Origin of the sequence: Chthonomonas sp. (assembly GCA_016788115.1) — a bacterium.
Taxonomy (GTDB): domain Bacteria; phylum Armatimonadota; class Fimbriimonadia; order Fimbriimonadales; family Fimbriimonadaceae; genus UBA2391.
In genome coordinates, this window is the sequence record JAEURR010000007.1 from 190,839 (window position 1) to 203,973 (window position 13,135).

Genomic DNA, 13,135 nt, shown 5'->3' on the forward strand with positions numbered 1-13,135 from the left:
CGGTTATAATGGGAGACATCCATGAAGCTCCCTGTTTCGATGCTGCGTGACCTCGTGACCACCTCGCTCAGTGCCGAGGCCATCGGTGACCTTTTGACCATGGCGGGGTTCGAAGTCGAGGAACTGATCGGAACCGGCGAAGCAGCGGTCCTAGACCTCAAAGTCATGGCCAACCGCGGGGACGGCCTCTCCGCGCTGGGGCTCGCCCGCGAAGTCCTCGCGAAACAAGCCGACTCCGTGCCGACCGCGCTGTACAACAACCTCTGTTCCGGGCTCTCACTTGGCGACGAATCTGACCCCGCAGCGAGCGCGCGCGTGACCCTGCGCATCGACTCCGCTAACTGCACGCGGTACGCCTTTCGGATCTTCGATGACATCGAGAATGGCCCTTCGCCCGAGTGGCTGGTCGAGCGGTTGACCCAAGCAGGCCAGCGATCAATCTCGCTCATCGTGGATCTCACCAACTACGTCATGCTTGAGCTGGGTCAGCCGCTGCACGCCTTTGATCTGGACACCTTGATGGGCCCAGGCATCGTCGTTCGGCAAGCAGGCGCCGGCGAGAAGCTCACGACGCTCAACGGTATTGACCACGATCTGACAACCGATCACCTACTGATTTGCGACACCGAACGAGCCGTGGCGGTCGCCGGAGTCATGGGCGGCGCAGAGACCGAAGTCGGTCCTGCAACCAAGCGCGTGCTTCTTGAGAGCGCACACTTCGTCAACACAAGCGTCCGCAAGACGCGCAAGCAACTGGGACTGAATACCGACGCTAGTTACCGCTTCGAGCGCAGCGTCGATCCACTCGGAGTCGTGCGAGCGCTGAACCGATTCGCGCAACTCTACAACGAAATCACCGGCAAATCGGCGGTTCCTGGAGTTTCCGATGAGTTCCCTGCTTCACCCACGTCGCGCACAGTTCGCGCGCGACTCTCTCGCAGCAACGAGCTGCTCGGCATGGACATCCAGCGGGACGAAGCGGAGCGTTACTTGTCTGCGCTTGGGTTCCAGGTCGAAGGGGACGGTGAGCCGTTCGTGGTCGCGGTCCCTTCTTGGCGCCCCGACATCGAAATCGAAAACGACGTCATCGAAGAGCTGGCACGCGTTCACGGCTACGAACGCATTCCCGAAACCATGCCGACAGGCGCGACCACCCGCGGCGGCGTGTTCGGCGTAGCAGCACTCGTCGATGCCGCCCGCGACTCGATGCTGCGTTGTGGTTTCACGCAGATCATGAGCCACAGTCTGCGCGACAAGCACCCGCTCGACTTCAAAAGGGACCTACGAGTCGGTCCGCGAAACCCACACTCACCGGAGATGGCTTACCTTCGCGATAGTCTGCTGCCGGGGCTGGCCGAGGCCGCCCAGCGCAACGGTGGCCGGAATCTGCACCTATTTGAAGTCGGGCGTGTGTTCGTACGCGGCGAGTACCAGATCGATGAAAGCCCCGAGCTCTCGATCCTCTCTACGGGCGCGCTCACGCCCGGCCACTGGCAGGATGGCGAGGGGCCCAGCGCGGATTTCTTTTCTCTCAAGGGCGCAGTCGAGGAACTTGCTCAGGCGCTTGGGGATCACATCTGGTTCGACTACCCACGCGATCCCGACCCGAGGTTCCATCCGACTCGACAGAGCGGTGTGCTGCTCGACGGTAATCGGTCATGGGCTGGGACCATTGGACAGATCCACCCCGACATTGCCAGCGACCTAGGGTTGCCCCGCGAGACGTTCCTCGCCGAACTCGACCTTCTTGTTTTCGCAATTCACGACAACGCCGAGCCCTCGTTACGGGCCATCAGCCGCAACCCGGCGGTCCGGCGCGACATCGCCGTGCTCATTCCCAAGAGCGTGCCTTATAGCCAGATCGAAAGCTCTGTCGCCGAGGCATGCGGCTCGGACCTTGAGAAGCAGTGGCTGTTCGACGTCTATGAAGGAAAGGGCATCGAGCCCGGGCACCACTCGCTCGCGATCGCACTACAAATCCGGCGGATGGGCGAAAACCTTACGGACGAAGTCGCGAACGATATCCGGGACCGGGCGGTTCAGGCTTTGAATCGGCTCGGCGGCGTCCAGCGCTGACTCGCTTTGCGAAGCTCAGCGGCGAGCAGAGCGAGGAACAGCGCCCGGAACCCCATGGGGGCGTAGTGGTAATGCTCGAAAGTCTTAAGCCACGCCATCGGCAGGTACACCGCGCACGAGGCGAGGAAGAGGAATAGCAGCAAGAGCTTCTCGGTGGACTGCGCTGCGAAGCGAACTGAGCCGATGAAGGCAACGACCGAAAGCACCGCGATCCACGGCGCAGCATTGAGCCAGATCACAGGATAGAGGGCGAGGGCCGACTTGATTTCGAGGATACTGTGCCAGCACGGAACGAGGTAGCTCGAAAAATCGGTTCCAGAGAAGCCTCCGGTGCGCAGCTGCTGCTGTTGGTAAGCACTCGAACCGTCCGGCAATACCGCCGCGCGCAACGCGATGTACCCGATCAGCAACATCCAAGACCCCACCATCGGCATCAGACTCGCCGTCTGCTTGCGCCAGCGACACAGCAAGTACGTAGCCAAGAACAGCCCAGGTAGGACTACGGCCTGCTCATAGGACCCGAGCGCGAGCACCAGCGCCACAAGACTCAGACTCCCCCACCACCGGCACTCCAAACGGCAGGACCTCAAGTACATCGCGAGCGAGGCGAACGCCCAGATGGCCATCATCGACGCCGTTCGCCCGGGGATCCAACCGAGCATGGCAAGTTGCAGCCCGGTGATGCCGTGCACTTCGTTGTACAGGAACAATGCGACCAGCGCGAGTGCAACAAACTTCCACCCTTTCAGACGGGTGGGTAGCAAAACTCCAAGCGCAGCCACAGGCGCGACGAGCCACAAATCGGTCGTCGTGTAGTCCCGATGCCAGAGCATGAACAGCAACCCTGCTCCCAGCGATACCGCCGCGCCGAGACCCGCCTCCATCCCCAGCCACATCAGAGCCCAAGTTGCGGCCACGCAAAGCATCGCGTTCGTGAGACTCCAGCCGGCCTCGGACTCGCCGTGCACGGCCACATCCCACTGGAACGGGAGGGTGGAAACCGGTCGGTAGAAGTGGTTCCCCAGTGGCCAATCGCCAACGAACCACTGCAAAGGACTGGACTGTCCCTCGATTCCACGGATGATCGCGCGCGTGTCAGTGTCGGTCAGAAGCGCGTGCGGGGTTGGCCGAGTGAGCACGAAGACGACCGAGGCCACCAGCAGTACCAACCATGCCCATGCCGAGCCCCTCACGACTGGATTATGGAACCCATCGGCTCGGAAGAGCATAATAAGGTAAATCGACAGACAACACCATGAAGAAACTCACGCTATCCGTCGCCGCGCTCGCTCTCTCCGCCTGCCTCTTTGCCGCTGGACCGCAGCTTCGTCAGCCTCTCCCCGCGTTCAGCATGAAGGATCTGGCAGGCAAGACCCACACGAACAAGTCGCTCAAGGGGAAGGTCATCCTTCTCGATTTCTGGGCGACCTGGTGCGGCCCGTGCAAGCAGGCGAGCCCGATGATGCAGCGCCTGCACACAAAGTACGCCAAGCGCGGGTTGGTGGCCATCGGCGCCAACGCCTTTGAGAAGAGTGAGGACAAGAGCTTTGCCGAAGGATATCGCAAGGAGCACAAATACACCTACACGTTTACGTTCGGCAACAGCAAGCTCGCCGACAGCTGGGGGATCACCGGGATTCCCTACTTCGTGCTCGTGGACAAGAAGGGCGTGGTCCAGTGGATCGGCCGCGGTTTCAATGGAGCGACCATGGAGTCGGAGCTGAGCAAGGCGATCGACGGACTCATCAAGTAAGTCCGCAAGAACGAAAGCGCCACCGTCCGACTCGTTCGGAGGGTGGCGCTTTTCTAGTGAACCAAGACTTTGGCTGCCCGACGTGGATTCGAACCACGATTAACTGATTCAGAGTCAGTCGTCCTGCCGTTAGACGATCGGGCAACTCCGTGACTCGAAAGTATATCACACCCGGCGAATCGGTCGATTCAGTTCGCGCGCTCTACGATCCGGTGCATGACCGGGTAAGTGTCATGCGACACCAGTTCGCGGCGATTCCCCCAGTCCCTCCAAACTTGCACCTCGAGTCCGGGCTTGCCCGAGTTGCGCACGCGCGCGCGATCCCCTTGCCCGACCTTCCACTCGCCCGGAGCAGACATCGACAAGACGACACTGCGGACTGCCGCCCGCCGGGGCAATGGTTGTGAGGCGACGAGCCCGACTACCAGCCGATCCCCTTCGATCTTCGCCCGGATGGTGAGCGGGAAGTCGAAGGGGTTAGCAATCCTCAAGTCGATGTCTTCGTACGCGACCGCAGCATCGCGCCCGGGTGCGACGTAGGTGGGGCCGAATTCGTGGCGATGTCGCTCGCGGATCTCTAATCCCGCCTCAAGCGCGGCATTATACAGGGTCGTGCTCGTCTGACACACCCCGCCGCCCCAACTCGGGAGCAGTTGACCGTTGTAACTCACCGGTGCGAGGACGTACCCCTTGTCGCGCGTCCAGCCCCCGAGCGTCTTATTGAAGCTGAACTCCCTGCGGGCGGGGATCACCTTGCCATCTATCGCTCGCGCTGCCAGCCGTGCGTTTCGACTTTGGCCCGGCGTTCGGCCATCGAGCGAAGTCGCAAACTTGACCACCTCGCGTTCTCCCTGATTGCTCGGATTCCAAGCGACGACTCCGGCCCCCGCGAGTGCCAGCAGAGCCAGCACAGCCTTCACTCGCTCACCTCGATGCGAACGGCCTGGCTGGAGGCGCGAATCTGCGGCAAGTACATTGGGGACGCATCCACCGGCAACGCGGTCGCCGTACCTGGCGCCTCGGCGCGGAGATTGAACGAGAACTCCTGTACCCCTTCGTACAGTCGGGTCGCGAAGTACACGACGTGGTCGTCGTGAACCTCCATCGAGGAGTACCACCAGCTCCACTCATCCAGCATCGGATCTTCGATGGCCTTGAAGTTCGCGGGCACCGGGATGCGGATCATCACGTACGGTAAGCCGCCCTTTGGAACCTGAAGCTTCACGTTGCATTGAAGCGTGTCACCCGACTTGAAGGACGTCACTGGGTCGCGACTGGGTACCACAGCCCACTGACCCGAGGCCATCCGTTCGGAGTGCAGGCTGCGGAAAATGCGGCTGACCGAGAACCCCTCGGCACCGGTGATCGCGTCCAGAGTCTTGGTGCGCGCGAATTGCCGCAGCTCAGCGGAATAGTATAAGACTCCATCTCCGGACTGAACTATTTCGAGCTTGTTCTCACCCGATTTCAGCTTGTCCACCGGGATGGTCACAACTTGAGCGCTTTCGACACCCGATCCAAAGGTGTGCCCGAGCACCGATTCACCATTGAGCAAGACCGTGGCCACGGCCCCGCCCTGTAGCTCGCGAGTGGTGGTCAAGTACTGGACGAGCCCAACGAGGATCTGGGCGGTCGCCCGGGTGGATTCCCACTGCGAGCCCTGTCGGGCCGCCAAGATGTACCGGAGCGTCTCCTCGGCCTCGGTGCGACGGTCCGGTGCCATCGTCAGGAGCTGCAGGATGCGGGTCGTGGTTTCAAGCTCCGAGGTGCCCCAACCGTCCGAAGGCGCACCCCACCACCGGATGCCCTCGGCTGTGCGCGAGGAAGCGACTAGGCGGTCGATGCCCTGGGTCACATTGCGCCCCCGCATTTGGTCGGCGAGCAGCAGATAGGCTCGGTGCAGGGGCTCCGTGGCGGCCTTAGCGAGTATCGCGTCATCCTTACCTACCTGTCCAAACAGCGCGCGTGCGTAGGCCAGCTGGCACCGCGGACCAATGTCTGCAGGCTCAAGCCGAGCAGGAATCGGCAACGACTGGGCGAACTTCATCGCACTCGACAGCATGGAGTCCGGGACGGCAACGCCAGCGGCCCGAGCGCGCCATAGCCCTTCCATCACCAACGCGGTCATGCCGATGTCGCTGGAGTCGCTTTCCCACCAGCCCCAACCCCCATCGGAGTGTTGCATGGTCTGCAGTCGGTTCAGGCTTCGCGCCGTGATGCGAGGGAGCCGCTCCGACCATTCGGCGGTGGGAAGACCCAACTGGCGCGCAGCCCGGTCGGCCACCACGGCTGGCATGAAGCGACTCATAGTCTGCTCGACGCATCCGTAAGGATAGTCGATGAGTCCATTCAATCCCGAGAGTAGATCCGCTCCGAGGCTCGGTGCAATCCGAATCTCGAGATTGCCCGCCGTGACCACACTGGCTCGATCGAATTTCAGCACGCGTGAACCGGTCTGGACGGATCCGCTCTTGGCGGTAACCGACTCACGACCAAAAGCTGCCACGGGGACAGTCAGGCGCATCGCATCCGATGCGCCGTTGGACCCGCGGACGATGGCGGTCACTTCGTAGTCGCCCGGCTCGGACGGGGTCGCGATCCAGGTCAACTGTACTGGCTTGTCGGCCGGGACGGTGACCGACTTTCGGAGTTCGCCTTGAACCTGGAGCTTGCCCGGAACGAGTTCGACGGTCGCATTGGTTGCTGCGCCCAGGCCGTTATTGACCATGATGCTGAACCGCACCTCGTCGCCCGCCACCAGGTACCCCGGAGGCGACAGCCGCACCATGAGGTCTTTCTTGACAATGGCTTCGCCGCGACCGACGCCGCACAGAGTCGAGTCGGTGATCGCGGTCGCCGTTGCGCGCCAAGCGGTGAGGTTGTCTGGGAGAGGGACGGTCACGCTCGCCGTGCCATCCGCCCCGGTAGTCACCATCGGGTTCCAAGCGGCGGTATCTCGGAAATCGGTCCGGATATCCACGTTGGCACCGCCCTTATCTCCACCGTCCAGATACAACTGAACGAGCGAATCGCTGGTGCTCACATCGTTCCACTCAAACGGATACAGTTCACGGGCAGGATCGGAGTTGTCTTCGCGCACCGCGTAGATCGCTTCATCGACCACGGATAGGCTGACGTCTGCCGCGACCGGTGCGCCCGAGGCGTCAAGCGTCGTGATCTTGAAGGTCGCCGATTCGCCTGGCTTGTACTTATCCCTGTCCGCTTTGACTAGGACTTTGAGCTGCTTGGGAGTGCGGAGCACCGTCACCCGTTTGGAGGCGGTCAGCAGCTTCTTGTGATGGATGTAGCTCACCAAGACGTCGGCGTTCGGGATCAGATTGTCGGGCAGCTTGAAAGTCACTCCATTCGCCGAACTGGTGAGCGGAACGACTTTGCTGAAGTAAATCTTGTCCCGCTCGACCGTGACGAGCGCTGAACCACCCGCGTGTCTGGTCTTCACGAGCGCGGTGACCGTCGCCCCTGGCAGGTACGTTTTTTGATCGAGGCTGATCGAAAGATCGGTATCCGGCCCGGCGTCGTACTGATCGCCGTCTTGCCAGACGTCCACATAGCGCTCAGCGCGGACGGTGTTACCGCGCGCATCGACCACGGACGCCCGCACCGAGAATGTGCCGACGCGATCGGCGCGCAGGGCGGTTCGCACGGTGCCATCCACGCCGGTTTTGAGCGAGACCTTGCCCGTCGGTTCGAATGTGGCGGCGCGCTTCTGCCAGCGCTCGTAGCCAACGACGACCTCGACGGGTGTGTTCGCGGGCGCAGGCTTCCCATCTTGGTCCAGAACTTCGTACTCGACTCCCACGGACTCGCCCGGCTTCATCAGCCAGCGATCGGTGCTCGCCCGAAGCTGCAGCAGTCCTCGCCGAACCTCGGCCTTGCCAGAGGCGGTGAAGTACTTGTCGCCGGTCTCGGTCGCTGAGACCTGGAACGTATAGGTCGCGTCGTAGCTCTCGAGATCGTCGCCCCCGTACTCGGAATCTTTCGGATTGAACTTGAGGATCGCAATGCCTTGAGCGTCGGTCTCGCCACTGACGGTCCCGACGTACTCACCATCCCACGTCCACATATCTTCGTAGTCACCGATCGAGTCAAAGTTCTCAAAGTCGTCGGACCACTTCGGGCGGCGATACACTTCCCCGGACAGCTTTGCACCGGGCACCGGACCCCCGTAAAAATATCGGCAATCGACCTTCATCTCGACGCTGTCGCTGACCAAGAAGAATGGGTCCGTCGGTGTCACTGTCATTTTGAATTCGGGCTTGCGATAAGCTGCGACCGCGACGTACTGGGTGAACTCCTGATCGGCGTACTTGATGTCAACGTTGTAGCCGCCGACCACCTCCTCCAGCATCTGGAACGAGCCCGCGAACGAACCATGCGCCCCCACTGGCAGCGACTCGGTTTTCAGGACATTGTTCATGGGGTCGCGCACGGTGACGCTGGCGGTCCCACCCTCTGGCAGTGCGTAGCCGTCTTCGGCGCGCTTGCGCAGCGTCCCCTTAAACTGGGCGACGTCGCCAGGGCGATAGATCGGTCGATCCGTGCGGAAGTAGAGCCGGTGCGTCGCGTTCGAAGAGTAGTCGTACGCGGAGACAAAGGCGCTAGACGTGCCCGCGCGCGCGATCACGACTCGCTGGTCGCTCCCTTCTTCGGCTTTGGGCGAAGCGAATTCGACGGTGCCGTCCGCCCCAGTCGTGCCGACGGTGCTTAGCCCGGCAGCCGAACCCAGCTGAATCTGCGCGCCGCTGACCGGCGTCCCCAGGTTCAAGTCCGAGACGAACGCCAGCATCTTGCCATTGACGGCCTTGACCACCGCGCCGATCCGGGTGCTGATCACGTAACCCAGCAATTGGTCAGTCCCGACCTTCATGGACAAAAGGTAGACGCCGTCCGGAAGTGGATCCAGCTTCAGATCTTCGTGGAATATCCCTTCGCTATCTCGCTCATCGAGCGGCACGTCAACATCTTTGACCCAAGTCCCGGCTTCCGCGGGCACGGGTTCGTTGCTCTTGAGCCGGCTCGTGAGCGGCGAAACCATCTGGCGCAAGTCTTCGCCCCGGATCGAGCCATCCAGATTCACGCGATAGATGCCCACCTTCGCCATCTTCAACTGAGACCAACCGCGGAGCAGTGCGGTCGGCGATTCCGATGGGGTGAAGACGTGCTGACTGACGTACAGATCGGCCGTGGGGATGATTGGCTTGACTAAGACATCGGCACGGGCAGTCTGTGCCTCGAAGACCCTTACGCTCTTCCGTTCGGCGGAGACTGCCTGGCCGTAGCATTCGATCGCGTATAGCCCTTCGGGCACACCCGAGAGGTTGAAATTTCCTTGGGCATCGGTGCGTGCGGAAATCGTGGTAATCGGTACTTCCTCGTAGCCACCGAGGACCTGGGGTACAAGCCGAATCGTGGCATTGGCAAATCCAGTCTTGGTGTGAGACAGGGTGACCGTCCCGGTCACACGACCGACCGGGAGCTCGCGGCTGACACCCGTGCCTACGATGCCCAGCGCAAGCGCGCCAAAAGCGAGTCCGGCGAGTAGATTCTTCTTCACGCTGCCTCCGCCGGGACTGGCTTCGAGCGCTGCATGCCCGCGACTGCCAAGAGAGCCGCCGCGACGAGGGCCATCATTCCAAGGATCCGCAAGCGCTCATCGCGTGGAAGGTCCATCCACTCTAGCAAGCGTGGATAGAGCATCACGAGGCCACCCGCCAGCATCGCCGAAAGTGCTAGCGCGGAGAGTCTCGCACCTTCACGAATCGCGATGAAGACGGGGCCAACGAGGAGCCCGTAGAGCAGTCCGAGCGTCCCTCGCTGGCCGAGGTAGACACTCGCGGTGGGAGCAAGCATCACCAGGCCAGCCCCACCGAGCATGAGCGAGATTCGGTTGACTCGTCCCGCCGAGAGTTCGCTCGCCGCGCCGATGATCAGCGCCCCTACAAGCAACCCGATCAGCGCGTAGTGTTGACCAATATCGAACGCCATCGTCGTGTCCGGGAGTGCGACCCGGACAACGCGCGCGAAGGCAATGGCCGCGAGCGGCGCGGCGCTAAGGAGCAACCGCGACGAGCCGGATAGGGTCACAGCGGCAACCGCAACGACTGCGATGGACGTGAGACCAAAGCCGCGCAACTGAGAGAACCCGAGCGTGGCAAGCGAAATCCAGACCACCGCGGGCACGGCGGTGTTGATCGGCCTGGCTTCGCCGCTGCGCAAAAACCATGCGCCGAAGAATGCGACGGCGACGGCCAAAACCCAAGACGTCGCAAGCCCAGGTTCCTGAGCCACCCGGACAGACACGATGCCCACCGTTGCGACCATGAAGATCATTGCAATCCAGTCGTTGAACTTTGTCTTGAGCATCGACGTGACCAGCGCAGAGACCGAGGCGCACCCCAGTACAATTGCGGGCACGCGGCTCAGAGTGTCGATCTCACTCATCGAACCCAGCGACGCGCCTGCGACGCCCAAGAGCGCAATGAAGGGCGCAGCAGCGACGGGCTCTGTGCCAGATTGACCGATCCAAGCTCTACTGATCAACATGATCAGCCCCATGGCGACAGGGGTCGAGAGATACGTGGTCCAAGCCGGATCCGCAGGCGCCACCTGCGGCATAGCGCACGCCGCCGTCGCCAGCGCGAGCGCAATCGCACGATGTTGCCAGCCCGATTCGCCGACCGCCAATGCGACCCCTAAAGCCCCGAGCAACCCGCCGAGCGCGAGACGCAGCTCAAGACTTGCAGGCATCATCCCCACGATCGCTGCGAGGATGGCGAGGCCAAGCGCAGCGAGCATTCGCGTTCGATGCGACCCATCCACTCCGGAGTACCCCGCGACAAGCGCGACGACCAAAGACCCAAGAAACAGTCCAATCACCATAAGTTCGTTTTGAAATCCCTATTGATAGTAACTCTCGACACCTGGAAAAGGATTGGGGAATTTTCGGGTTCGGGCGAACTCAGCTACTTCGGTCGAAACCTGAAGCGCAACTTCAGAGAATTGAGTACAGAACGCTCACAGAACCGCCGACAAAAATACCAGCAGTCATTTGAGACATTCTTGCAGTGAGAAATAGCTTCAAGCATCGTCTATGCTGATTGATGGAGGTGGTATGAAAACCAATTTGAGTTTGCTCTTACACGCCGGCGGCGCCGGATTGCTGCTTGCGGGCCTATGCGGTGCCGCAATGGCATCCGACGAGGCATCGCCGATTGACGTCACTGTCGGGGTCAGTGTCCTCGGCAAGACGGAGTCCAATGCCTACGGCACATTGAAGCTATCGCGCTCAGTCGGAAACGGCATGGCGGTGGACCTGATGGGAACCATGGGTTCGCGAAAGCGATTTGCCGGAACCGGCTTTGCCATCCGCCACGGCGGATCGGACATCGAGCTGCGGCTCCGACGCGAGACCGACGGAAACGCGAGCGGGTCACTTGGACTCGCAATCGCCAGCACTCCCGCTGGACGCAGTGCGCCTTTTCTTACGCTGAGCGGCGAGACCCGTATGGCAGGCAACGACAAGACCTCAGTCTCGCTCGTGCTCCGAGCGGCGACGCGCGTCAGTTCGTCGCTGTACGGCACCGGCTTTCGCGCGGACACCAAGCTGAACAACATGGATGCCTACTTCGAGGGGCTGTGGGTCAGCGGCAGCGAAAACACGTATTCGATCAACACCGGCAAGCGCGAGCAGCGTGCTGTTTACCGGCTCGGAGTTCGCCCACAGTTGGGTGGCAAGCTCAAGTTCGAACTGGGTGTGACTAACCAGCTTGGACGCACGACGGGCATGTCGCTCACCCCGGGACTTGGTAAAGGGCTGGGAGGCTACGTCGAGCTGACGACGAGGTTCTAACATGAAGAAGTCTAAACTTTTCCTAGTTCTACTGAGCTTTGTGCTCACTCTTGCTGCCGTCATTGGTTGCGGCGGCGGCGCGGCCTATGCTCCGAAGGTCGATATTGCCGTCGGAAAGACATTCTCAATCGGCGGTGGCGGCACTCAGACGGTTCTCGCAGGAGCGAACGGCGTGTTCGCTTTCACGGCCACATCGCTGCTCACGGCCGAAGCCCGCAGTTCCGATCTCATCACTTGGTCGGTCGTCGAGGGCCTGCCCGCAGGTGCGACATACTCGTTCTCGCCCAATCCATCCGCGTTTGGTGAACAGACCAATCTGACCATTTTCACGACGCCGGAGACACCCGCGGGCTCTTATCCGTTCAGGGTACGCGCAACACTTGGAGACCTAGTGGTCGAGATCAGTGCGCTCCTGAACGTCAACACCCCGCCACCGGCTAAGAGCTTCATGCTGACGGGTAGTGCTCCCGAAACCGTCAACCAGGGAGATGACGCGAACTTTACGATTATCCCCGTTGAGACTACTGACCAGACAGCCCGCTCAAACGACCCGGTTGAACTGACCGTCACTTCGGGCCTGCCGACGGGTACCACCGCCGCGTTCAGCTTCACTTCGGTGAATGTCGGCTCAGCCTCGACGCTGGCTGTAAGCGTTGGATTCAACACGGTACCTGGGACTTACCCGATCACCGTCACGGGAACCCAAGGAACCACGGTTCGGACAACTACGGTGTCTCTGACGGTCCTGCCGGTCTATGGACTATCAGGTAGCACAAGTCAGACGATCTTGCCTGGCGACTCGGCTTCGTTTACCGTCACAGCAAGCGGCCCTCTGAATCGCAGCAGTACGGCGGTGACATTGACGAGCTCCAGTAACTTGCCGAATGGCTCGACGATCACACTCACTCCCAATGATATCGCAGTTGGATCGAGCAGCACGGTGCTGGTAAATACGCCCAATGGCATCGCACCTGGGACGTACACGATCACGGTCTCGGGCGACTTCGCCGGGGTCCAGAGATCGACTGATCTGACTCTCATCGTGGCAGCCCCGCCCGATTTTACGATGATCAACGAAGGACCGTACTTCGTAACGATCAACGAATCGGTTGACACGAACGTGTTCACCTTCATGAACGGTAGCACGTCACCGGCGCCATTTTCGCGCGCCGCAGATGATGTAACGCTCAGCGTCACGGGTGGACTTGGCACTGGCATGACGACCTCATTCAGTGCAAATCCAATCCAGATCGGCGGACAGTCAACGCTGACAGTCAACACGACCTTCGCGACTGCACCTGGTGACTACCAGATCGTGGTCACGGGCACGTCGCCCTACTACACGCACACCACGACGATTACCGTCACCGTCGTTGAGCCATCCGGCTAGCCTATCCGGTTAGTTGGAACTCGGGCCCGAACCGCCGCAAGGAGGT

Annotated in this window: 8 protein-coding genes and 1 tRNA gene; 4 read left to right on the plus strand and 5 right to left on the minus strand. The window is 61.3% G+C overall.

Features of this window, described 5'->3' with window-relative positions; genetic code table 11:
- Positions 1–21: 21 nt before the first annotated feature.
- Positions 22–2,076: a phenylalanine--tRNA ligase subunit beta gene (pheT, locus tag JNM85_08430; protein MBL8088077.1), complete on the plus strand. Its 2,055-nt coding sequence runs from the start codon at positions 22–24 to the stop codon at positions 2,074–2,076.
- On the opposite strand, the gene JNM85_08435 is transcribed toward pheT, so the two are convergent.
- A complete protein-coding gene (locus JNM85_08435) occupies positions 2,040–3,269 on the minus strand; it encodes a hypothetical protein (protein MBL8088078.1) in 1,230 nt (409 codons plus the stop codon). The two genes, pheT and JNM85_08435, sit on opposite strands and share 37 nt — an antisense overlap.
- 62 nt (positions 3,270–3,331) lie before the next feature.
- Between JNM85_08435 and JNM85_08440 the strand changes: the two genes are divergently transcribed.
- Positions 3,332–3,829: a TlpA family protein disulfide reductase gene (locus tag JNM85_08440; GenBank protein ID MBL8088079.1), complete on the plus strand. Its 498-nt coding sequence runs from the start codon at positions 3,332–3,334 to the stop codon at positions 3,827–3,829.
- Between the two features lie 70 nt (positions 3,830–3,899).
- Here the strand turns inward: JNM85_08440 and JNM85_08445 are convergent.
- From JNM85_08445 to JNM85_08460, 4 genes are all read right to left on the minus strand, one after another.
- Positions 3,900–3,973 (minus strand) — tRNA-Gln (locus tag JNM85_08445).
- A gap of 44 nt (positions 3,974–4,017) precedes the next feature.
- Positions 4,018–4,749 carry a VanW family protein gene (locus JNM85_08450; GenBank protein MBL8088080.1) on the minus strand — a complete coding sequence of 244 codons (732 nt, stop codon included), beginning with the start codon at positions 4,747–4,749 and terminating at the stop codon, positions 4,018–4,020.
- A complete protein-coding gene (locus tag JNM85_08455) occupies positions 4,746–9,404 on the minus strand; it encodes a hypothetical protein (protein ID MBL8088081.1) in 4,659 nt (1,552 codons plus the stop codon). Before JNM85_08455 ends, JNM85_08450 begins: the two co-directional genes overlap by 4 nt.
- Complete coding sequence (locus JNM85_08460; GenBank protein MBL8088082.1) at positions 9,401–10,729, minus strand: hypothetical protein; 1,329 nt, start codon at positions 10,727–10,729, stop codon at positions 9,401–9,403. Before JNM85_08460 ends, JNM85_08455 begins: the two co-directional genes overlap by 4 nt.
- A 307-nt stretch (positions 10,730–11,036) precedes the next feature.
- Here JNM85_08460 and JNM85_08465 point away from each other — a divergent pair, with 307 nt between their 5' ends.
- Together JNM85_08465 and JNM85_08470 are read left to right on the plus strand one after the other, a co-directional pair.
- Entirely contained in the window at positions 11,037–11,699 is a 663-nt protein-coding gene (locus JNM85_08465; protein ID MBL8088083.1) for a hypothetical protein, read from the plus strand.
- A 1-nt stretch (position 11,700) separates the two neighbouring features.
- Positions 11,701–13,089 (plus strand): hypothetical protein, encoded by a 1,389-nt coding sequence (locus JNM85_08470; GenBank protein ID MBL8088084.1) that lies wholly within the window; start codon positions 11,701–11,703, stop codon positions 13,087–13,089.
- Positions 13,090–13,135 lie beyond the last annotated feature (46 nt).